The organism is Desertivibrio insolitus (assembly GCF_017355965.1).
Taxonomy (GTDB): domain Bacteria; phylum Actinomycetota; class Actinomycetes; order Actinomycetales; family Microbacteriaceae; genus JAFIQW01.
In genome coordinates this window covers 46,310-66,999 of the sequence record NZ_JAFIQW010000002.1, presented here as the reverse complement: position 1 = coordinate 66,999, position 20,690 = coordinate 46,310, and the positions used below count along the sequence as shown (strand labels likewise).

The window sequence follows — 20,690 nt, the reverse complement described above, 5'->3', positions numbered from 1 at the left end:
GATCAGTAGTGCCAGGGGAACGGCGACCAGTCGGGGTCGCGCTTCTCGAGGAACGCATCTCGGCCCTCGACCGCCTCGTCGGTGCCGTACGCGAGCCGGGTGGCCTCGCCGGCGAAGACCTGCTGGCCGACGAGTCCGTCGTCGACGGCGTTGAACGCGTACTTCAGCATGCGGATGGCGGTGGGCGACTTGCCGAGGATCTCCCGCGCCCACTCGACCGCGGTCGTCTCGAGCTCGGCGTGCGGCACGGCCGCGTTGATCGCTCCGGTCTGCAGGGCGCGGGTCGCGTCGTACTCGCGGGCGAGGAAGAAGATCTCGCGCGCGAACTTCTGCCCCACCTGGCGGGCGAGGTAGGCGCTGCCGTAGCCGGCGTCGAAGGAGCCGACGTCGGCATCCGTCTGCTTGAAGCGTCCGTGCTCGAGGCTCGCGATCGTGAGGTCGCAGACGACGTGGAGGGAGTGGCCACCGCCCGCCGCCCAGCCGGGAACGACCGCGATGACGACCTTGGGCATGAAGCGGATGAGCCGCTGCACCTCGAGGATGTGCAGGCGACCGAGCCGGGCGCTGCCCGCGGCATCCGCACCGGCGCCCTCGTACTGGTAGCCGGAGCGCCCGCGGATGCGCTGGTCGCCGCCGCTGCAGAACGCCCAGCCGCCGTCTTTCGGGCTGGGGCCGTTGCCGGTGAGCAGCACGACGCCGACCTTCGGGTTCTGCCGGGCATCGTCGAGGGCCGCGTAGAGCTCGTCGACGGTGTGCGGGCGGAAGGCGTTGCGCACCTCGGGCCGGTCGAACGCGACGCGGGCTATGCGCCCGTCGCTGGAGAGGTGGTACGTGATGTCGGTGAGGGCCTCGAAGCCCGGAACCTCACGCCACAGGGTCTCGTCGAAGAGCTCGGAGACGGGCATGACTCCAGCCTAGGAGAGCAGCGACTGCACCGCGTCGAGCAGCACCCGCGCGACGACGGGGTTGGCGAGCACGGCCACGACCCCGGCGGCGACGGCGAGGCCGACGCGGCGCCCGCGGACGATGGCGACGATCGCGGCCAGCACCGCGACGGCGCTGAGCCCGCCGCACACGACGGCGGTGATCGTGGCGGCCTGCCACGCGCCGCCGAGAGCGAGGGTGAGGCCGGCGGCGTGACCGGCGACGACGAGCACCGCGGCCGCGACGGCGAGCGCGAGGGCGCCGCGGCCGGTGCGGGCACGCCGCTTGCGGGCGGATGGCGCCGGGGTGGCGGCATCCGGCGTCCCGCCTGTCAGGGGTGCGGTGGGCGCTTGTGCTGCGGGCTCGGTGCCCGAGCCTGGCGGCGGTGGCGCGGGCTCGTCGGCACGAGGTGACGGTGCCTGCGCCGAGGGTTTGGCGCCGGCCGGCTCGACGATGCGCGGCGCCGCGGCCTGCTCGTCGGGGTTCGTCACGGGGCCATTGTGCCGGTTGCCGCGGCATCCGTCGGTCCGGTCGCTTCACGGCAGGGCCGCTAGCCGCCTCAGTTACTCCTAGCTGCGAATATCCGCGGCTGGAACTGACAACTGCGGCTGGTAGCACCGCGGACCGCCCGCCGCGCCCTGCGACACTGGGGAGCATGCTCCCCCCGCTCGCGGACGTGCTCGCCGATGCGCACGTCGTCGCCCTTCCCCTGACCACCCGGTTCCGCGGACTCGACGTACGCGAGGCCGTCGTGCTGCGTGGTCCCGAGGGCTGGACCGAGTTCTCCCCGTTCGTGGAGTACGACGACGAGGAGTCGGCTGCGTGGCTCGCTGCCGCCATCGACTTCGGCTGGCGCACCGCGGCGCCGGCCCGCCGCGACGAGGTGCGGGTCAACGCGACCCTGCCCGCCGTGCGGCCGGAGGACGTGCCGGGCGTGCTCGCGCGCTTCCCCGGCTGCCGCACCGTCAAGGTGAAGGTCGCCGAGCGCGGCCAGGGGCTCGCCGACGACGTCGCCCGGGTGGCCGCGGCCCGCGCGCACCTCGGCCCCGAGGGCCGGGTGCGCGTCGACGCCAACGGCGCCTGGAACGTCGACGAGGCGGAGCGGGCGATCCACGCGCTCTCGCCGTTCGACCTCGAGTACGTCGAGCAGCCGTGCGGCTCCGTCGACGAGCTCGCCGAGATCCGGCAGCGCACGAAGTACCTCGGCATCCCGATCGCGGCCGACGAGAGCGTGCGCAAGGCGAGCGACCCGCTGCGCGTGGCCCGCGCCGAGGCCGCGGACGTGCTGCTGCTCAAGGCGCAGCCGCTCGGCGGCATCCGTCGCTCGCTCGCCCTCGCGGCGGAGGCCGGCCTGCCGGTCGTGGTTTCCAGTGCACTGGACACGTCGATCGGCATCTCGATGGGCGCGCATCTCGCGGCCGCGCTGCCAGAGCTCGAGTACGACTGCGGGCTCGGCACGGCGGCGCTACTGGCGGCGGATGTCACGGAGCAGCCGCTGCTGCCCGTCGACGGCGCCATCCCGGTGCGCCGGGTCGAGGTCGCGCCGGAGCTGCTCGAGCGGCACGCGACCGACCCCGAGCGGGAGCGCTGGTGGCTCGACCGGCTCGAGCGCTGCTGGCAGGTGCTCGACGACCGGGTGTGATCGATTGCGGAGGCGTTTCCGCCTCTGCAGGCTCGGAGTCGACGCGGCGGGGTGGGAACGCCTCCGGTATCGACGCGGGGGTCTCGAGATCCCCGCTGCGCGGCTACTCAACCGCGCGGGGGTTTGGCTAGACCAGCGCCGGGTGGCCGATCACAGGCCGCTGTAGGCGTGCAGTCCCTTGAAGAAGAGGTTCACGATCGTGAAGTTGAAGATCACGGCCGAGAAGCCGACGATCGCGAGCCACGCGGCCCGGTTGCCGCGCCAGCCGCGCGTCGCACGGGCGTGGATGTAGCCGGCGAAGAGCACCCAGATGACGAAGGTCCAGACCTCCTTGGTGTCCCAGCCCCAGTAGCGGCCCCACGCGCGCTCGGCCCAGACGGCGCCGGCGATGAGGGTGAAGGTCCAGAACACGAAGCCCACGACGTTGACGCGGTAGGCGAGGTTCTCGAGCGTCTCGGCATCCGGCACCCGCTGCAGCCACGACGGGCCGGCGGTGCCGCGTCCCTCGCGGCGGGCCTGCACGAGCTGCACGACGCTGAGCGCCGCACCGAGCGCGAAGAACGCGGTGCCGAGGATCGCGACGAGCACGTGGATGACGAGCCAGACGCTCTGCAGGGCCGGCGGCAGCGGCACGACGTCGACGTAGAAGCCGACGGTCGCGACGCCGAGCGCGAGGGTCGCGAAGCCCGTGATGTACGCGCCGAGGAAGCGGAGGTCGCGCCACACCTGCACCGCGAGGAAGACGCCGATGATGATGACGGTCGCCGTGATGGCGAACTCGAACATGTTGGCCCACGGCACCCGCGACGCGGCGATGCCGCGGAGGATGACGCTCGCCAGGTGCACCGCGAACGCGAGGGCGGTGAGCGAGAACCCGACGCGCTCGAGCTTCGAGATCGGCGAGCGCTCGGCGTCGGCCGAGGCCTCGGGCTTCGCGTGACCGATCGGATGCCGGCCCGGCACCGTGCCCGCGGACACGAGCACCCGCTCGCTCGCCTCCTTCGTGACCTTCGTGCGGGCGGCGGCGCGCTGCGCGAGGTCGAGCGTGAAGCAGATGAACGCGATCGTGTACACCGCCATGGCGGAGTACACCCCGACGAGCGAGAGGGAGTCGAGGGTCTCGGTCACCCCCGAATTCTACGCCCGTGTAGAGAATCGCCGCCGGGCGGGGCGACGGCCGCCGGGCGTCCTGCGAGGCGAGGTCACACCATCGCGACGAGGCGGCCCCATGGCACCGCGTGACCTCGTCGGTTGGGCGAAATCCCGGGCGAAAAGCCGGTGCTAGGCGCCCGGCTTCTCGAGCGCCTTGCGGTGCCGCTCCGCGACATCCGCCACCGCGCGCTCGAGCCCGGGGTCCTCGCCGCGGGCGAGGCCGGCGTACTCGAGCCGCACTCCCCCGTCCGGCCCCTCGGTGGCCTTGATCCACACGCGGCGGCGCGGGATGAACAGGCTCGTCAGCAGTCCCGCGACCGCGAGCACGGCGAAGATCAGCACCCAGCCCTGGGTCGGGTCGCGGTGGATGTCGAGCGACACGTAGCGGTCGACCTGCTCGAAGGTCACGGTGCCGAGCCCGTTGGGCATCTCGACGGTGTCGCCCTCGGCGAGCACGAGCGACTCGATGTCGGTGCCGCGACCGGTCAGCTGCGTCATGTCGTCGGTCTCGAGCGCGTAGACCGAGCGCGGGATGCCGTCGTCGAGCTGCAGGTCGCCCGTGTAGAGCTGCAGGGTCAGCACGGGATTGCGCAGATCCGGATGCGTCGAGGCGAGCGCGCCCGTCTCGAGCTCGCTGGCCGTCGGGTAGAAGAACCCGATCATGCCGAGCTGCTCGCTCAGCCCGTCGGGCACCTTGACCACGCCGATGCTCGTGAGCTGCGCGTCCTGCGGCAGGAACGGCACGGCCTCGCGGAACACCACATCGCCGTCGGCGTTGCGCACCGTGATCGTCGGCGCGAACCCGTTGCCGAGCAGGTAGATGTCGTTGCCGCCCTCGCGCAGCGGCTCGTTGACCTTGATCGTGCTGTCGACGCCCTCGGGCGCGCCCTGGTCGTACACGCGCACGTTCGCGGTGAAGTCGAGCGGCTGACCGTACGCGTTGAGGTTCTGCTCCTCGTACTCGACGTCGAGGCTGTCGAGCTCGATCCGGTAGGGGTTCAGCGTCTCCTCGCCGAACCAGCGGCCCGGGTTGAACGAGTCGTAGGCGAGCAGCGTGTTGGTGAAGCTCTGGCCCTCGACGATGATCTTCTGCCCGGTGTAGCCGAGCCCGCCGCCGAGGCCGACGCAGATCAGCACGCCGACGAGCGCGGAGTGGAACACGAGGTTGCCGGTCTCGCGCAGGTAGCCGCGCTCGGCGCTGACGCTGTCGCCGTAGCGCTCGGTGCGGTAGCCGGCGCGGCGCAGCACCTGATCCGCGGATGCCACGGCGCCCGCGACATCCGTTCCGCCGAGCTCCTGCGTGCGGAAGCCCTCGAGCCGCTGCAGGCGGGCCGGCGTCTTCGGCGGACGCGAGCGGAGCGCCTGGAAGTGGTGCTTGGTGCGGGGCAGCACGCAGCCGATGAGGGAGATGAACAGCAGCAGGTAGACGGCGGAGAACCACACCGAGCCGTAGACGTCGAAGAGCTGGAAGAAGTCGAGCACGCGGGCGAGCTCGACGTCGTTGTCGTAGTAGGTCTGCACGCCGTTGGGGTCGGCGCTGCGCTGCGGCACGAGCGATCCGGGGATCGCCGCGATCGCGAGCAGCAGCAGGAGGAACAGCGCCGTGCGCATGCTCGTGAGCTGCCGCCAGAAGAAGCGGAGGTAGCCGAGCGGACCGAGCTTGGGCTGGTTCACCGTCGGCGCCGCGCTGCCGACGTAGTCGTCCGGCCGCAGCGGGTCGGTGACGGTGTCAGACGAGCGTGACAAAGGCGAGACCTTCCAGCCAGGAGACGAACATGCTCCACAGTCCCGAGACCATGAGCACGCCGATCGCGACGAGCACGGCGCCGCCCGCGAGGTTGATCGCCCGGATGTGCCGCTTGACCCAGCCGAGGGCGTTCTCCGCCCAGCCGAGTCCGGCGGCGATCGCGAGGAACGGGATGCCGATGCCGAGACAGTAGACGATGCCGAGGAGCGCCCCCCGTGCCGGGTCGGCGCCCTGCAGACTCAGGGCGCTGATCGCGGCGAGCGCCGGGCCGGAGCAGGGGGTCCAGCCGATCGCGAAGATGACCCCGAGCAGCGGCGCCCCGGCGAGGCCGGTGCGCGGCCGCCAGTCGGGCTTGATCGTCTTCTGCAGGAACGTGAACTGCCCGATGAAGACGAGTCCCATCACGATCACGACGAGCCCGGCGATGCGGATGATCGCGTCCTCGTAGCGCAGCACGAACGCGCCGAGGGTGCCGGCGAGGGTCGCGATCGCGACGAAGACGACGCTGAAGCCGAGGATGAACAGCAGCACGCCGAGCAGCAGCCGGCGCCGCGACATCCGCCCCTCCGCCACGCTCGCCCCGCCGAGGAAGCCGAGATAGCCCGGCACGAGCGGCAGGATGCAGGGGCTGAGGAACGAGATCAGTCCGGCGAGCAGAGCCAGCGGAAGCGCGAGCAGCAGCTGACCGGAGTAGACGATCTCGGTGACGGAAGCCACGTACTACGCGCCTTCGGCGAGCGCGTCCGACACGAGCGTGCGGAGAATCGACGGCTCGGTGACCTGACCCGTGATGCGGGCGGCGATGCGCCCCTCCTTGTCGAGCACGAGCGTCGTCGGCACGGCGTTCGGGGCGATGTCGCCGGCGAACGCGAGCTGCACCTCGCTCGTCTGCGCGTCGAGGATCGAGGGGTAGGTGATGCCGAACTCCTCGGCGAACGCGAGCGCGGTCGGCGCCTGGTTGCGCACGTTGACGCCGATGAACGTGGCGCCCTGCGCCGCGAATTCGTCGTTGATGGCCTGCAGGTCGGCGGCCTCAGCCCGGCAGGGCGGGCAGTCGGCGTACCAGAAGTTGACGACGACGACCTCGCCGAGGTGGTCCTCACTCGACCACGTCTCGCCGGTCTCGGTCTCGCCGCCGAAGCTCACGGGCTCACCGCGGTCGGCGGCCGCGACCTCCTGCACGACGCCGTCGCCGGAGATGTAGTTCGCGTCGGTGCCGTCGGCGTACTGCTGGGCGAGCTCGTCGTTCGAACTGCAGCCGGTGAGCAGCAGCGCCGCCGCGACCACCACGGCGGCCGCGTTCCTGAATCGGTTCGTCATACCGCTCCGAAGTCGACGGATGCCGCGAGCAGCTCGGCAGCCGGGTCCTGGTAGTCCACCTCGACGAAGCGGTCGCCGCGGCGCTCGAGGGTGGTGATGCTCGACAGAGCGCAGCGCCGTCGCCGCGGGTCGTGGGCGAGGCGCTTGCCCTGCACGGAACGGGCGACCATCCAGATGGGCAGCTGGTGGCTCACGAGCACGACCTCGCCACCGGGGGCGGCGATCCAGGCGTCCTCGGCGGCCGCGAGCATCCGGGCGGCGATCGACACGAACGGCTCGCCCCAGCTCGGACGGAGCGGGTTCGCGAGGAAGGGCCAGTTCGCCGGGTTCGCGAGCACCTGCGGGCCGAACTGCGCGCGGCGCCCCTCGAAGCGGTTGAACGGCTCGATCAGCCGGTCGTCAGTCTGGATGGGCAGCTTGAACGTGTCGGCCCACGGCTGCGCCGACTCCTGCGTGCGCTGCAGCGGGCTCGAGTAGACGCCGGTGATCTGGCGGCCGGCCATGCGCTTGGCGGCGGACGCGGCCATCTTGTGACCGAGCTCGGAGAGGTGGTAGCCGGGCAGACGGCCGTAGAGCACGCCCTGCGGGTTGTGCACCTCGCCGTGACGCACCAGATGAACGAGTTCGGCAACCACGGCCGTAAGTGTACGGAGCGGTTCTCGGAGCCCGCTCGCTGTGGCCACCCCGCTCACTAGGATTGACGTCCGTGACCGAGCGCACCCTCATCAAGAACCTGGCCGCCCTCGAGGACGGCCCCGTCAGCGTCTCCGGCTGGGTCGAGACCGTGCGGGATCAGAAGAAGGTGCAGTTCGTCGTGCTCCGCGACGAGTCGGGCGCCGTGCAGCTCGTCAACCCGCGCACCGACGACACCGCCGAGGTCGCCGCGACCATCAGCGAGCTCAGCCAGGGCTCCTTCATCACCGTGACGGGCGACCTCAAGCACGACGAGCGCGTGAAGCTCGGCGGCATCGAGGTCAAGATCGCGACGCTCGATGTCGTCTCGAAGGCGATCCCCGAGACCCCGATCGCGGATGACACATCGATCGACAAGCGGCTCGACTGGCGCTTCCTCGACCTCCGCCGCCCCGAGCAGAACCTGATCTTCCGCGTGCAGACGACGTTCGAGCACGCGCTGCGCACCTGGTGGATCGAGAACGACTTCATCGAGATCCACACCCCGAAGCTCATGGCCTCCGCATCCGAGAGCCGTGCAGAGCTCTTCGAGGTGGAGTACTTCGAGGGCAAGGCCTACCTCGCGCAGAGCCCGCAGTTCTTCAAGCAGATGGCGCAGCCCGCGGGCTTCGGCAAGGTGTTCGAGATCGCCCCCGCGTTCCGCGCCGACCCGTCGTTCACCTCGCGGCACGCGACCGAGTTCACGAGCATCGACGCCGAGATCAGCTGGATCTCGTCGCACGAGGACGTCATGAACATGCACGAGGAGCTCATCGTCGCCGGCCTGACCGCGGTCAAGGAGAAGCACGGCGCGGAGATCCAGGAGCTGCTCGGCGTCGAGGTCACCGTGCCGTCGCGCCCGTTCCCGCGCATCCCGCTCGCCGAGGCGAAGCAGATCGTGGCCGACCGCGGCTACGTCGTGCCGCGCGCCGACGCCGACATGGACCCCGAGGGCGAGCGCCGCATCGCCGCCTACGTGAAGGAGGAGTTCGGGCACGAGTTCGTCTTCCTGACGGACTACGACGCGAGCATCCGGCCGTTCTACCACATGCGTCACGAGGGCGACGCGGGCCTCACGAACAGCTACGACCTCATCTTCAACGGCGTCGAGATCTCCACGGGAGCGCAGCGCGAGCACCGCGTCGAACTGCTTGAGGAGCAGGCCCGCGAGAAGGGTCTCGACCCCGAGGAGCTGTCGTTCTACCTCGACTTCTTCCGCTACGGAGTGCCGCCGCACGGCGGCTTCGGCATGGGCCTCAGCCGCGTGATCATGCTGCTGCTGCACCAGTCGTCGATCCGCGAGGTCACGTACCTCTTCCGCGGTCCGACGCGGCTGCTGCCGTAGGGGGCGGATGACTCGGGGCGGGCGCCGGTTGGGTGCTCCGCCTTCGGGTGCTCCGCCTCCGGCGTGGCGTCTCCTGTGTAGCGCCTCCCGGTGATCCGTGTTGCGCAGTTCGTGCCGAGTAATGCACTTGTTACTGCGCAGCTCGGCAGGAACTGCGCAGCTCGCGCGCCCGGCCACGCGGCGCCGGCTCCGGCTCGGGCATCCGTGAGATGCGCGTTCCTCGGTGAGTGGCGAAGTCATGGAAGCGCCAGTCAGCGATGAACGCGCCACTCGCGCCTCGGCGACGGTGCGCGTTCAGCGGGGCGGATGACTCGGGGCGGGCGCACCGACTGTTCACCCTGGGCGTTGCCCGGATGCGGCATGATCACGCCGTGAACATCCTGCTGCCCGCGGTCGCCCTCTTCTGCGCCCTGCTCCTCGCGCTCGTCGCCTTCCAGGTCGCGCTCATCGCCGGCGCCCCGCTGGGGCATCTCGCCTGGGGCGGGCAGGACCGCGTGCTTCCGCGCTCCAAGCGCATCGGCAGCGCCTCGTCGATCGTGATCTACGCGCTCATCGGCTGGGTCGCGCTCGCACGCGTCGGCATCGTGTGGCCCGGCCCGGACAACCCCGTGATCGTCGTCGCGATGTGGGTGATCACGGTCTACCTGGCGCTCGGGATCGTGCTCAACCTGATCTCGCGCAGCAAGCCCGAGCGGCTGCTCATGACGCCCACCGCCGCGGTGCTGGCGCTGCTGGCGTTCGCGATCGCGGCGAGCTGAGGGGCGGCGGGCGCGAGGGTCTCGATACGCCGCTTCGCGGCTACTCGACTGCTGGCTGGTCGGGATCGGTCGGGTACAACGCAGCGTCGCGCAGCACCTGCGGCGTGTGAAGCATCCGCGGATGCCGCGTCGGACGGCAGCGCGGCGGCGCTAGACCTCGAAGTCGATCGCCGCGCGGGAGGCGACGATCTGCTTCATGAGCGCCACGACCTTCAGGTGCTCCGGGTGGTCGCCGTAGGCCTTCAGCGCCGCGGCATCCGTGAACTCGGCGACGAGCGCGAGGTCGGAGTTGCGGTCGATGTCGACGGTGTTCGACGCGACCGTGAACGACTGGATCTCGGGGATCATCGCCGGCAGCGCCTGCAGCGCGGCGGCCGCGCGAGCGCCCTGCTCGAGCCGCTCGGCATCCGTCTCGCCGTTGAACGTCCAGAGCACGATGTGCCGGATCATGCGGTCGCCTCCTGAAGGGCGGCGGTCAGACGCGTGGGGTCGACCCGCCAGATGGTGTGCACGCGGTCGTTGATGAGCACGACGGGGATCTCCTCCGCGTACTCCTCGAACAGCGTCTCGTCGTCGAGGATCGACAGCTCCTCGTAGCTCGTTTCGAAGCCCGCGGACACCCGCTGCACCACCTGGCGCGCGTCGTCGCACAGGTGGCAGCCGGGCTTGCCGACGAGAGTGATGCGGGCGGTCGTCACGCTCCGAGCCTAGAACGGATGCCTCGGCCGGATGCCAGCGAAGGCATTCGAGCGCTCGCCCGGGTCCCGGGCGGACGCCGACCCCGGGTCATCCGGTCCCGGGTACGCCGACCCGGAGTCATCCGGCGCCGGAAACGACGAAAGCGCCGTGCCCTGACGGGCCGGCGCTTCCGAGGAGAAGTAGCGACTACTTCTTGTTGCGACGCTGGTGACGGGTCTTGCGAAGCAGCTTGCGGTGCTTCTTCTTCGCCATGCGCTTGCGACGCTTCTTGATGACAGAACCCATGGGAACTCCACTCGTAATTCGAAACAGACACCCGGTCCGTGTCGAACCGCGGAAAATCTAGCGCCCCATGCTATCAAACCCGCCGCGGCGGTTGAGGCGTGACGCGTTCAGCCCGCGTCGGAGATCCGCGGCTGCACGGCCTGCGCGACCGCGGACTCGGGGATGCGGAAGGAGCGCCCGAAGCGCACGGCCGGCAGTTCGCCGGAGTGCACGAGGCGGTAGACCGTCATGTTCGAGACGCGCATCATCTCGGCGACCTCGGCCACCGTGAGGAAGCGCATCTCCGAGAGATCGCGCGCCATCTCGTGCTCCTTCGCCCCGCCTAGTCCGGAGCCTCGAAGTCCATCCACTCGGGTGTGACGGATGTGACTGAATGCACAGGATAGAGGCTTCTGTGACTGGAGTCCATCCGCCTACTGATCGGTGTGACGCAGCTTCTCCTTCAACTTCTTCGCCGCCGCGGATGCCTCGTGCAGCACCTCCGACGCCTTGGCCTGGGTGTCGGCGAGCGCGCGCCCCACCGCGGAGCCCGCGTCGCCGGGGCGCTGCAGGCTCTCGCGCGCCTGCTGCATGCTCTCCCGCGCCTGCTGGATGTTCTCGCGGGCGAGCTGCAGGTTCTCGCGGGCCTTCTGCAGCGACGGCGGCAGCTGCACGCCGGCCCACGCCGCGAAGACGGCGCTGCCCGCGTCATCCGCGTCCTCCTCGCGCTCGCGGCGCACCGCGGCGGTGTCGATGAACGGGCTGAGCCACGCGTCGATCTCGTAGAGCGGCGTCGCGTCGAGCCGCAGGGTGTGCTCCTCGTCGGTGCCGCCGATGCGCAGCAGGCCCGCGTCCTCGAGGGTCGTCACGCGGGCGAGCGCCGCGTCGTCGGGCACACCGAGGCGGCGGGCGAGCTCGGAGACGGTCATCGTTTCGCCGTCTCCGGTGGCATCCAGCACCTCCCGCAGCGTCGTGCGCATGTCGGGGTCGGCGATCAGCGAGAAGAGGTCGGCCATGGTTTCGACGCTAGCGAGATTGGGCCGGGAGTAGCATGACAACTCGTTCCGGCCACCAGTGGACGAGGAGATCGGCATGCAGGCGCGTCCGGCTGCTCGAACCAACCCCGTCGCCCGGGTGCGCGACCGCTTCGACGACTTCGCCACCGCGAGTCCGTCGCGCTTCGCGATCCTGATCTTCGCAGCGCTGATCGCCGTGACCACGATCCTCCTGCTGCTGCCGATCTCGCGGCGGGGCGAGGGCTCCGCGTCGTTCGCCGACGCGCTCTTCACCGCGATCTCGACGATCTGCGTGACCGGCCTCTCGACCGTCGACATGTCGACTCACTGGACCCCGTTCGGACACGTCGTCATCGTCATCGGCGTGCAGATCGGCGCCGTCGGCGTGCTGACGCTCGCGTCGATCCTCGGCCTCGTCATCTCGCGGCGGCTCGGGCTCAAGCAGCGGCTCATCGCCGCGGGCGACAGCAATCCGCTGCGCATCCACCGCGGACCGGTCGCCGAAGGTCAGGCCGTGCGCCTCGGCGAGATCGGAAACCTGTTGATCACGGTCGCGCTCAGCGTCGTCGTGATCGAGGCCGTCGTCGCCGTGCTGCTGTTTCCGACCGTGCTGCTCGAGGGCTACGGGTTCGCGGATGCCGCGTGGATCGCCGTCTCCTTCTCGATCATGGCCTTCACCAACACGGGCTTCACACTGCACCCCGACGGACTCGCGCCGTTCGCGGCGGACCCGTGGTTCCTCGGGCTGCTCATGGTCGCGGTGTTCCTCGGCAGCATCGGCTTCCCGGTCATCCACGCCCTGCTGCGCCACCCCACGAAGCCGCGCCGATGGTCGCTGCACGTCAAGCTGACCCTGACGACGTACCTCGGGCTCTTCGTGCTCGGCACGCTCGCCTACTTCGTGCTGGAGTTCACCAACCCCGCCACGATCGGCGGGATGGACCCCGGGCAGCGCGTGCTGCAGTCGACGTTCCTGTCGATGATGACCCGCTCGGGCGGCTTCGCGACCTTCGACACCGCCGACCTGCACGGCTCGAGCCTGCTCGTGACCGACATGCTCATGTTCATCGGCGGCGGCTCCGCGTCGACGGCGGGCGGCATCAAGGTGACGACCCTCGCCATCCTGTTCCTCGCCGCCTACGCCGAGGCGCGGGGCAGCGACAGCATGGAGGCGTTCGAGCGCCGCATCCCCTCCGACGTGCTGCGCGTCTCGGTCAGCGTCGTGCTGTGGAGCGCGACGATCGTCGCGCTGGCCTGCATCATCCTGCTGCAGCTGACGAACCAGCGACTCGACTACGTGCTGTTCGACGTGATCTCGGCGTTCGCGACATCCGGTCTGACCACCGGGCTCACCGCCGAGGTGGACGATCCGGGCAAGTACGTGCTCGCCGCGACCATGTTCATGGGCAGGGTGGGTACCGTCACCCTTGCGGCCGCCGTGGCCGCGTCCGAGCGGCGCCAGCTGTACAGGCGGGCGGAAGAGAGGCCGATCGTTGGTTGAGAAGATCCCCCACAACGCCCCCGTGCTCGTGATCGGGCTCGGTCGCTTCGGGGCGGCCACCGCCGGCCAGCTCGACCGGCTCGACCGCGAGGTACTGGCCGTCGACGTCGACGCCGGGCTCGTGCAGAAGTGGTCCGAGCGCGTGACGCACGCCGTCCAGGCGGATGCCCGCAACATCGACGCCCTTCGCCAGATCGGCGCCCAGGACTTCCAGATCGCGGTCGTCGCGGTGGGCTCGTCGATCGAGGCATCCGTGCTCATCACCGCGAACCTCGTCGACCTGAAGATCCCGCAGATCTGGGCGAAGGCGATCAGCTCGTCGCACGGCAAGATCCTGGCCCGCATCGGGGCGAACCACGTGATCTACCCCGAGACCGAGGCCGGCGAGCGCACGGCGCACCTCGTCTCCGGCCGGATGCTCGATTTCATCGAGTTCGACGACGACTTCGCCATCGTGAAGATGTACCCGCCGAAGCCGGTGCGCGGCGTACCGCTCGCGGAGTCGCAGATCCGCCGCAAGCACGGTGTCACGGTCGTCGGCGTGAAGAGCCCGGGCGCCGAGTTCACCTACGCGACGGGCGAGACGGTGATCTCGAACCACGACCTCATCGTGGTGACGGGCCGCTCGAGCGACATCGAGCGCTTCGCGTCGCTGACCGCGTAGGCGCGTCCAGCACCTCGCCGGCGCAGCCGGCGTGTCGAGGCCCAGACGCCGCAGGAGACCGCACCCAACCAATAACCCCGCCAACTGCTGGTGGCGGGGTCGCAGGTCGAGTGCGAGTTCGCGCTCGCCGCGGCGCTACCGCGAGGCCGGAGTGCGCGCCCTGAGCGAGACACCCGGAGGGCTGCGGGAGTACGCGCTACTTCCCCGCTGCGATCTCGCCCGCACGGCGGATCGCCGCGGCGAGCGCCTCGTCGAACGTGTGCGCGAAGTCCGCGCGCTCCATCACCGCGATCGCCTGCTCGGTCGTGCCCTTCGGGCTCGTGACCTTGCGACGCAGCTCGCGGGGCTCCTCGCCTGTCGCCGCGAGCAGCTCCGTCGCTCCGCGGAAGGTCTGGCGCACCATCGTCTGGGCCTGCTCCGCGGTGAACCCGAGGTTGCGGGCGGCGAGTTCGAGCTGCTCGATGAGCAGGTAGACGTAGGCCGGTCCGGACCCCGACACGGCGCTCAGCGCGTCGAGCTGCTCCTCGGGCACCCCGAGCACGGAGCCGACGCACTCGAAGACGGAGCGCGCGAGCGCGGCATCCGTCTCGCTCACCCGGCTGCCGGCGCTGAGGCCGGTGACCCCGAGCCGCACGAGCGACGGGGTGTTCGGCATCGCGCGCAGCACCGGGTTCGGTACGAGCTCCTCCATCGTCGCGAGGCGCACGCCCGCGGCGACGCTGACCACGACGGCCGCCGGGTCGAGCACCGGCGCGAGCTCGCGCAGCAGGTCGGCGATGCCGAACGGCTTGACCCCGAGCACCACGAGCCGGGCGCCGTCGACGGCGCGCGCGTTGGCATCCGGATCCGACTCGGTCGCGTACGAGGTCACGCCCTCTTGCTGCAGTGCGGCGGCCTTGACCTCGGTGCGGTTGGTGACGCGGATGCCTCCCTCGACCTGCACCTCGGGAGCGAGCAGCCCCTGCAGGATCGCGCCTCCCATCGAACCGGCTCCGAGGATCGCGATGGGCGGGAGGGTCAGCGACACAGCGTCAGTCTAGGAGCGGCCCAGGTGGGACGAAGCCTCAGTTGTACGGTGAGAAGGTGAGTGCATCCGGTGGGACCAAGGCGATCATCGCGGCCTTCTCGGCCAACCTCGGAATCGCGGTGACGAAGTTCATCGCGTTCCTGTTCTCGGGGTCGAGTTCGATGCTCGCTGAGAGCGTGCACTCCGTCGCGGATTCCGGCAATCAGCTGCTCCTGCTGCTCGGGGGCAAGCGCGCCCGCCGGGCAGCCGACGCGGAGCATCCGTTCGGCTACGGGCGGGCCCGGTTCGTCTACGCGTTCATCGTCGCGATCATCCTGTTCAGCGTCGGCGGCGTGTTCTCGATCTACGAGGGCGTGGAGAAACTGCTGCACCCGGAGCCGCTCGAGAACGCGTGGCTGCCGATCGTCGTGCTGCTGATCTCGATCGGGCTGGAGAGCTTCTCGTTGCGCACCGCCGTGCGGGAGTCGCGCCCGCACAAGGGCAACGGCACGTGGGTGCAGTTCATCCGGCGCTCGAAGGCCCCCGAGCTGCCCGTCGTGCTGCTCGAGGACATCGCCGCGCTCACCGGTCTCGTGCTCGCCTTCCTCGGCGTCGGGCTCACGATCGTGACCGACAACGCCATCTGGGACGGCATCGGCACCATCTGCATCGGTGTGCTGCTCGTGCTCGTCGCGATCGTGCTGGGCTTCGAGACCGCGAGCCTGCTCGTCGGCGAGGGCGCCACCGCCAAAGACACGCACCGCATCCGCCAGGCCATCGCCGGCACCGCGGACGTCGAGCGCATCATCCACATGAAGACCCTCTACCTCGGCCCCGACGAGCTGATGGTGGGCGCGAAGGTCGCCTTCAACCGCGAGAAGACGATGTCGGATGTCTCGTACTCGATCAACCAGATCGAGGAGGCGGTGCGCGCTGCGGTGCCGGTCGCACGCGTCATCTACATCGAGCCGGACGTGTACGTGGACCCCACCGCGGCGATCCCGGAGACCGACTCGATCATCATCAAGACGACCGACTGAGGCGGTTGGTCCGGCGGTCGCGGCGCGAGCGGCGTATCGAGACCTCGCACGTCGATAGCAGAGGCACTTTGTCTCATCCGCGTCCACTTCCGACGTGAGCGGGGCGGAACGCCTCCGTTGTCGATGCTTCGGGAGGAGAAAGCGCGCGGATCGGTCGGGAATCGACCGAGATCGCGGGTTTCTTCTTCGTTGGCCGCGCCAGCGGGTCTCGATACGCCCGCTGCGCGGGCTACTCGACCACCGAGAGGGGCTGCGAGGCGCCGCCGCTACTCCGCGGTCGGCCGGTGCGCGTCATCCGCGACGCCGCGCCGCTCGCCGAAGAACTCGAGCAGCACGGCGGCGCACTCCTCCGCGAGCACCCCCGCGTACACCTCGACGCGGTGCGGCAGCCGCCGGTCGCGCAGCACGTCGTAGACGCTGCCGACCGCGCCGGCCTTCTCGTCCCACGCGCCGAACACCACGCGGGGGATCCGTGCCGCGAGGATCGCCCCCGCGCACATGACGCAGGGCTCGAGCGTCACGACGAGCGTGGTGTCCTCGAGGTGCCAGTCGCCCGAGGCATCCGTCGCCGCCCTGATCGCCACGATCTCGGCGTGCGCCGTGGGGTCGTGCAGCTTCTCGCGCTCGTTGCGTCCGGTGGCGAGCACGCGCCCGGACGCGTCGAGCAGCACGGCGCCGACCGGCACGTCGTCGGTGCGCAGGGCCGCGGATGCCTCGGCGAGCGCCTGCCGCATCGCCGGCTCGAACTCGCGCACGCCGACCCCTTCCACCGCCCCAGTATCTTGGACCCTATGCGCCTCCACGTCGCCGACCACCCGCTCATCACCCACAAGCTCTCCGTGCTGCGGGACAAGCGGACGCCGTCGCCGACGTTCCGGAACCTCACCGAGGAGCTCGTCACGCTGCTCGCCTACGAGGCGACCCGCAACGTGAAGACCGTGCCGATCACGATCGAGACCCCCGTCACGACGACGCAGGGCGTCGAGATCGCCCGTCCGGCGCCGCTCATCGTGCCGATCCTCCGCGCCGGGCTCGGCATGCTCTCGGGCATGACCGCGCTGCTGCCGACGGCCGAGGTCGGCTTCCTCGGCATGGTGCGCAACGAGGAGACCCTGCAACCCGACATCTACGCCGAGCGCCTGCCCGACGACCTCACCGGACGCCAGACCTTCCTCATCGACCCGATGCTCGCCACCGGCGGCTCGCTCATCGCGGCGATCAAGTACCTGACCGACCGTGGGGCGACGGATGTCACCGCGGTCTGCCTCCTCGGGGCGCCCGAGGGCGTCGCGGCCGTTGAAAAGGCCGTCGACGGGCTCGACGTCACCGTGGTGCTCGGCGCGCTCGACGAGCGCCTGAACGAGCACGGCTACATCGTCCCGGGGCTCGGTGACGCGGGCGACCGCCTCTACGGCACGGTCTGAGGCTCCCGCTTCGCAGGCAGAGGCTCGAGGTTTCCGAGCGCGGCACACGCCTTTCCGCACGGATGCCGCGATGCGTCGCTGCCGCCGTCATCGGGATCCCGCGTTCTGACCAGCACAATCGAGCCGCCCACTGCGCACCTCGAGACTCCGCCGCGCCCTGCTCCGAGCCACGCCGCTCGCTCCGCCGGTTGACGAACCCCCGCAGCGTGGGTAACACTTTGGGGCTATGACCCAGTACGCGCACGCCCTGACCTCCTTCGAGGCTTCCAGGACTGCCGACATGATGATGTCGGCGCGCATGGTCATGTGCTGTCGAATGTGTGCGTGATCCGCACCCTTCGCCCGAGTTCCTCCCACTCCTGAGGACTCCCCCGGTGCTGGAGCATCCGCCGTCGCGTTGACGGCTGCCCGCTCGCACCGGCTCCGCCGTAGCCCGGCTCTCGACAGCACACCCGCCCGCGGTTCCGCGAATCCGCGCCGCGGCGCACCCACCGGAGGATCATCCGCAATGTCTCTCACCATCGACACCCGCAACGCCGCCCGCCCCGACTACACCGCCGCCCGCACGCTCGCCTCGGTCCCGTCGGCTCCCGCCGCCCCGGCCGCGCGTCCCCGCCCCGTGCCGGAGGGCACCGAGGCGCGCGGCTTCGTGCTCTACGTCGGCATCGACGAGGAGAAGGCCGCCGCCGACGGCACCTCGCTCGCCGCGATCGTCGAGGCCATCAAGCGCGTCACCGCCGAGCTCGCGCCGAGCGCGCAGACGCACGCCGCCGTCGCCCTCGCCCCGGCCGGTGCCGGCGGCCGCGACATCGACGTCGTGCGCCTCGCCCTGCAGGACCCCTCGGCGCTCGCCAAGCACCGCGCCCAGACCGAGCCCTCCCCCGAGGACCGCGCGCAGACCGGTGTCGTCATCGACGTCTCGCGCAAGCGCGTGCTGCTCGACGAGGTGCCCGCCGGGCTCACCTACAAGGAGTTCGAGCTGCTGCAGTACCTCGTGCTGCGCGAGGGCCAGACCATCGAGCGCACCGCGCTGATCGAGGCCCTGTGGGCGAACGGCGACGAGGAGAAGCCGAACGAGCGCACGATCGACGTGCACGTGCGCCGCCTGCGCGCGAAGCTCGGCGCCTACGGCGACATCGTCCGCACCGTGCGTGGCGCGGGCTACCGCTTCGACCGTCACGCCGACGTGTCGATCCGCCTGTCGTCGACGCCGAGCCCGGACGTCTTCTGATCCGGATGCCGCCCAGCGCCTGACCCGGATGCCGCTCGGCGTCCGTTCAGGGCGCGACTCAGCCTCTGATCCGGATGCCGCCGGGCTCTGATCGAGGCAGCCGCGGACCCGGATGCCCTTTACCTCGGCATCCGCGGCTTAGCGCCTCCGCCGGCGAGCGCTCACGGCTCGACCGCCGGCACCGACGTCTGCTGGTGGAACGCGAGCTTCCACGTGTCGCCCTGGCGCACGTAGGTGCTCGCGAGGCGACCGGCGAAGGCCTCGGCCTCCGGGCTGCGGAACGCCATCACCCGGTAGTGCAGCACCGCGACGTCCTCCGTGATCGACACGACCGAGGCATCCGTGATGTCGAACCGCTTCCACGGCTCCGACTCCCGCAGCGTCTCGATCACGTCGTCGCGCCCGAGCGCCGAGCCGTTGGCGACCACCATGACCCCGTCCTCGGTCATCAGGTCGCGGTAGAAGTCGGCGCCCGACTCGGTGGTCAGCGCCTCCCAGCCCGCTCGCTCCAACTGCTGCAGATCGTCGATGAGTGCCATGCCTTCGACGCTATCGAGCACCCCTCACATAAGAAACCGGGGCGGGACAAATCCGGGACAATTCCGGGGTTGTGCGCCACCGGCGAACTTCGCTAACGTGATCGATCGCCGACACATTCGAAAGGAGCCTGGCAATGATTATGCACATCGGAATCAGCACCGCCGGCTTCATCGGCGTCTTCCCCGCCTGATCGGTCGAGCTCCCCGCTCGTCACCCGTCAGACGGTGACGATGCTGCTGAAGCTCCCGGTCCCCGCGGCTTCCCCCGCGCACCGGACCCGTCCCGTCCACGACCGCGCCCGGCCCGCCGGTCCTCCCCGCCGCTGATTCGCGGCGTCCTTTTCTCGACGCCTCATAGGCGTTATTCGGCGTGCCCGCACGCCTGTCTGCAGAAAGAATCAAGGTGAATACCGTTATCGCCCCGACGACAAGTCGGACGAACAACACATCCCTGTCCCTGATCCGCCGCATCGACGGTCGGGAGGCCCTGCTCGACCGCATCGCGCTGCGTCTCGGCACCGCGCTCGTCGCGTGGAGCCGTCGCCCCTACGTCGTCGCACCCAATCGCGAGGAGCTCACGCTCCGCCGGGAGCAGCACGAAGCCCGGCTCCAGCGTGAGGCGTACGCGCAGCAGCAGTACCACCTGCTGATCCCGCGTCGTTGATGCAGCCCCACCTCACCGCCGCAGGCGGCACCACCCCGGATGCCGCGGGCCCCGAGTCCTCTCCGATGCCCGCGGCATCCGCTCGTTCAGCCCTACCCTTCCCTCATGCGCCGACTCGCCGCGCTCGCCGTTCCGGCGCTGCTGCTCGCGGGATGCTCGGCGCCCGCCGCTGCCCCGCCCGCGGGCGTCGCGGTCTCTGTGCAGCAGAACCGCAGCGACGTCGCCGCGGGCCGGCTGCAGATCCGGGTCGAGAACACCGGCCCTGAGGAGTTGCGGCTCACCCGCGCGGTCCTCACCGAAGAGCGCTTCGACTCCCCCGCCGTCTGGGAGGGCGACACGACCCTCGCGCCGGGAGCGGCGCGCATGCTGCCGGCGCCCCTGCCCGACGCAGCGTGTGCCACGGATGCCGGGAGCCCGACCGTCGAGCTGACCTTCTCGACTCCGGATGCCGCGGGCACGGTCGCGGTCGCCGCCGCCGACCCCTTCGACATGGTGGCGACGGTCACCGGCGCGGAGTGCACGGCCGCGGAGGTGGCCGAGGCCGCGGACCTCAGCCTGACCGGGCTGCACACCGACGGCGGCGTCGCCGTGTTGTCGCTCGCCATCGCCCCGCGCGCCGACCGGGAGCTCGTCGTCGACTCGGTCGCGCGCACGATCCTGCTGCAGCCGGAGGACGGCTCGGCCGAGTGGACCGTCGACGCGAGCGAGGGCGTGGTCGAACTGCGGGCGGTGCCGGCCCGGTGCGACCCGCATGCCGTGGCGGAGGACAAGGTGGGCACGCGCTTCCGGGTGACGGTCGCCCTCGACGGCGAGCCCGCGACGGTCACGGTCGCGGCATCCGAGGAGCTCAAGCACCGCATCTACGAGTACCTCGGAAACTCCTGCGGCTGGTGACGCCGCGAACCGGCATCGAATCGCCGGAAAGGCTTGCGATCGCATGCCGCTTTCGCGAACAGATGCCGTTCGAGCAACGAGCCGCCAGTAGGCCGGCCGGCCCGCCCGGCGCCAGGCCCCGAGACATCCGCAGAAAAAAGTTCGCACCTCATGTCGATCTCGACCCGCGCCGTTCGACGCCATAGTAA

General features: G+C 70.5%; 26 protein-coding genes. 11 read left to right on the top strand and 15 right to left on the bottom strand.

Going from position 1 to position 20,690, the window contains the following annotated elements; genetic code table 11:
- Nucleotides 1-2: 2 nt before the first annotated feature.
- Nucleotides 3-905, bottom strand: a complete 903-nt coding sequence (locus tag JUB10_RS04375) for a 1,4-dihydroxy-2-naphthoyl-CoA synthase (RefSeq protein ID WP_207454480.1) — start codon at nt 903-905, stop codon at nt 3-5.
- 9 nt (nt 906-914) lie between these two features.
- Nucleotides 915-1,415, bottom strand: coding sequence for a hypothetical protein (locus JUB10_RS04370; RefSeq protein WP_207454479.1), 501 nt, complete (start codon nt 1,413-1,415; stop codon nt 915-917).
- A 164-nt stretch (nt 1,416-1,579) separates the two neighbouring features.
- On the opposite strand from JUB10_RS04370, the gene JUB10_RS04365 reads away from it, so the two are divergent.
- The gene (locus JUB10_RS04365) at nt 1,580-2,566 is read left to right on the top strand and encodes an o-succinylbenzoate synthase (RefSeq protein WP_207454478.1); all 987 of its coding nucleotides are present in this window, start codon (nt 1,580-1,582) and stop codon (nt 2,564-2,566) included.
- 150 nt (nt 2,567-2,716) lie between these two features.
- Here the strand turns inward: JUB10_RS04365 and ccsB are convergent, their stop codons facing one another.
- From ccsB to JUB10_RS04340, 5 genes are all read right to left on the bottom strand, one after another.
- Complete coding sequence (gene ccsB / locus JUB10_RS04360) at nt 2,717-3,694, bottom strand: c-type cytochrome biogenesis protein CcsB (RefSeq protein WP_307859090.1); 978 nt, start codon at nt 3,692-3,694, stop codon at nt 2,717-2,719.
- A 153-nt stretch (nt 3,695-3,847) separates the two neighbouring features.
- Nucleotides 3,848-5,464, bottom strand: a complete 1,617-nt coding sequence (resB, locus tag JUB10_RS04355; RefSeq protein WP_242682158.1) for a cytochrome c biogenesis protein ResB — start codon at nt 5,462-5,464, stop codon at nt 3,848-3,850.
- On the bottom strand, nt 5,448-6,182 hold the full coding sequence (locus JUB10_RS04350; RefSeq protein ID WP_207454477.1) for a cytochrome c biogenesis CcdA family protein: 735 nt from the start codon (nt 6,180-6,182) through the stop codon (nt 5,448-5,450). The genes resB and JUB10_RS04350 overlap by 17 nt, the downstream gene beginning before the upstream one ends.
- Before the next feature lie 3 nt (nt 6,183-6,185).
- Entirely contained in the window at nt 6,186-6,785 is a 600-nt protein-coding gene (locus tag JUB10_RS04345; RefSeq protein WP_207454476.1) for a TlpA family protein disulfide reductase, read from the bottom strand.
- The gene (locus JUB10_RS04340; protein ID WP_207454475.1) at nt 6,782-7,420 is read right to left on the bottom strand and encodes a histidine phosphatase family protein; all 639 of its coding nucleotides are present in this window, start codon (nt 7,418-7,420) and stop codon (nt 6,782-6,784) included. The genes JUB10_RS04345 and JUB10_RS04340 overlap by 4 nt, the downstream gene beginning before the upstream one ends.
- 71 nt (nt 7,421-7,491) lie before the next feature.
- Between JUB10_RS04340 and aspS the strand changes: the two genes are divergently transcribed.
- Nucleotides 7,492-8,802, top strand: a complete 1,311-nt coding sequence (aspS, locus tag JUB10_RS04335) for an aspartate--tRNA(Asn) ligase (protein ID WP_207454474.1) — start codon at nt 7,492-7,494, stop codon at nt 8,800-8,802.
- Nucleotides 8,803-9,173: 371 nt separating this feature from the next.
- Nucleotides 9,174-9,560, top strand: coding sequence for a hypothetical protein (locus tag JUB10_RS04330; RefSeq protein WP_307859089.1), 387 nt, complete (start codon nt 9,174-9,176; stop codon nt 9,558-9,560).
- Between the two features lie 150 nt (nt 9,561-9,710).
- Here the strand turns inward: JUB10_RS04330 and JUB10_RS04325 are convergent, their stop codons facing one another.
- Together JUB10_RS04325 and JUB10_RS04320 are read right to left on the bottom strand one after the other, a co-directional pair.
- Complete coding sequence (locus JUB10_RS04325; RefSeq protein WP_207454472.1) at nt 9,711-10,010, bottom strand: Dabb family protein; 300 nt, start codon at nt 10,008-10,010, stop codon at nt 9,711-9,713.
- On the bottom strand, nt 10,007-10,258 hold the full coding sequence (locus JUB10_RS04320; RefSeq protein WP_207454471.1) for a glutaredoxin family protein: 252 nt from the start codon (nt 10,256-10,258) through the stop codon (nt 10,007-10,009). Before JUB10_RS04320 ends, JUB10_RS04325 begins: the two co-directional genes overlap by 4 nt.
- Nucleotides 10,259-10,289: 31 nt before the next feature.
- Between JUB10_RS04320 and JUB10_RS14835 the strand changes: the two genes are divergently transcribed.
- Nucleotides 10,290-10,415 (top strand): hypothetical protein, encoded by a 126-nt coding sequence (locus JUB10_RS14835; RefSeq protein ID WP_278250306.1) that lies wholly within the window; start codon nt 10,290-10,292, stop codon nt 10,413-10,415.
- 30 nt (nt 10,416-10,445) lie between these two features.
- Here JUB10_RS14835 and JUB10_RS04315 read toward each other — a convergent pair whose 3' ends face one another.
- From JUB10_RS04315 to JUB10_RS04305, 3 genes are all read right to left on the bottom strand, one after another.
- Nucleotides 10,446-10,544 carry a 30S ribosomal protein bS22 gene (locus tag JUB10_RS04315; protein WP_003792170.1) on the bottom strand — a complete coding sequence of 33 codons (99 nt, stop codon included), beginning with the start codon at nt 10,542-10,544 and terminating at the stop codon, nt 10,446-10,448.
- 107 nt (nt 10,545-10,651) lie between these two features.
- Nucleotides 10,652-10,846, bottom strand: a complete 195-nt coding sequence (locus JUB10_RS04310) for a helix-turn-helix domain-containing protein (protein ID WP_207454470.1) — start codon at nt 10,844-10,846, stop codon at nt 10,652-10,654.
- Nucleotides 10,847-10,957: 111 nt separating this feature from the next.
- Nucleotides 10,958-11,539, bottom strand: coding sequence for a winged helix-turn-helix domain-containing protein (locus JUB10_RS04305; RefSeq protein ID WP_207454469.1), 582 nt, complete (start codon nt 11,537-11,539; stop codon nt 10,958-10,960).
- A 76-nt stretch (nt 11,540-11,615) separates the two neighbouring features.
- Between JUB10_RS04305 and JUB10_RS04300 the strand changes: the two genes are divergently transcribed.
- The gene (locus tag JUB10_RS04300) at nt 11,616-13,040 is read left to right on the top strand and encodes a TrkH family potassium uptake protein (RefSeq protein WP_207454468.1); all 1,425 of its coding nucleotides are present in this window, start codon (nt 11,616-11,618) and stop codon (nt 13,038-13,040) included.
- Nucleotides 13,033-13,704, top strand: coding sequence for a potassium channel family protein (locus JUB10_RS04295; protein WP_207454467.1), 672 nt, complete (start codon nt 13,033-13,035; stop codon nt 13,702-13,704). The genes JUB10_RS04300 and JUB10_RS04295 overlap by 8 nt, the downstream gene beginning before the upstream one ends.
- A gap of 196 nt (nt 13,705-13,900) precedes the next feature.
- Here JUB10_RS04295 and proC read toward each other — a convergent pair whose 3' ends face one another.
- Entirely contained in the window at nt 13,901-14,731 is an 831-nt protein-coding gene (gene proC, locus JUB10_RS04290) for a pyrroline-5-carboxylate reductase (protein ID WP_207454466.1), read from the bottom strand.
- Between the two features lie 56 nt (nt 14,732-14,787).
- On the opposite strand from proC, the gene JUB10_RS04285 reads away from it, so the two are divergent.
- Nucleotides 14,788-15,750: a cation diffusion facilitator family transporter gene (locus JUB10_RS04285; RefSeq protein WP_207454465.1), complete on the top strand. Its 963-nt coding sequence runs from the start codon at nt 14,788-14,790 to the stop codon at nt 15,748-15,750.
- Nucleotides 15,751-16,016: 266 nt separating this feature from the next.
- Here JUB10_RS04285 and tadA read toward each other — a convergent pair whose 3' ends face one another.
- Nucleotides 16,017-16,484: a tRNA adenosine(34) deaminase TadA gene (gene tadA / locus JUB10_RS04280; protein WP_207454894.1), complete on the bottom strand. Its 468-nt coding sequence runs from the start codon at nt 16,482-16,484 to the stop codon at nt 16,017-16,019.
- 57 nt (nt 16,485-16,541) lie between these two features.
- Here tadA and upp point away from each other — a divergent pair, with 57 nt between their 5' ends.
- Together upp and JUB10_RS04270 are read left to right on the top strand one after the other, a co-directional pair.
- Complete coding sequence (gene upp / locus JUB10_RS04275; protein ID WP_207454464.1) at nt 16,542-17,174, top strand: uracil phosphoribosyltransferase; 633 nt, start codon at nt 16,542-16,544, stop codon at nt 17,172-17,174.
- Nucleotides 17,175-17,682: 508 nt separating this feature from the next.
- Complete coding sequence (locus JUB10_RS04270; RefSeq protein ID WP_207454463.1) at nt 17,683-18,405, top strand: winged helix-turn-helix domain-containing protein; 723 nt, start codon at nt 17,683-17,685, stop codon at nt 18,403-18,405.
- Nucleotides 18,406-18,566: 161 nt separating this feature from the next.
- Here JUB10_RS04270 and JUB10_RS04265 read toward each other — a convergent pair whose 3' ends face one another.
- Nucleotides 18,567-18,944: a nuclear transport factor 2 family protein gene (locus JUB10_RS04265; RefSeq protein ID WP_207454462.1), complete on the bottom strand. Its 378-nt coding sequence runs from the start codon at nt 18,942-18,944 to the stop codon at nt 18,567-18,569.
- Between the two features lie 403 nt (nt 18,945-19,347).
- Here JUB10_RS04265 and JUB10_RS04260 point away from each other — a divergent pair, with 403 nt between their 5' ends.
- Both JUB10_RS04260 and JUB10_RS04255 read left to right on the top strand, forming a co-directional pair.
- Nucleotides 19,348-19,608 (top strand): hypothetical protein, encoded by a 261-nt coding sequence (locus JUB10_RS04260; protein WP_207454461.1) that lies wholly within the window; start codon nt 19,348-19,350, stop codon nt 19,606-19,608.
- Between the two features lie 105 nt (nt 19,609-19,713).
- A complete protein-coding gene (locus JUB10_RS04255; RefSeq protein WP_207454460.1) occupies nt 19,714-20,502 on the top strand; it encodes a hypothetical protein in 789 nt (262 codons plus the stop codon).
- The last annotated feature ends 188 nt before the right edge of the window (nt 20,503-20,690 follow it).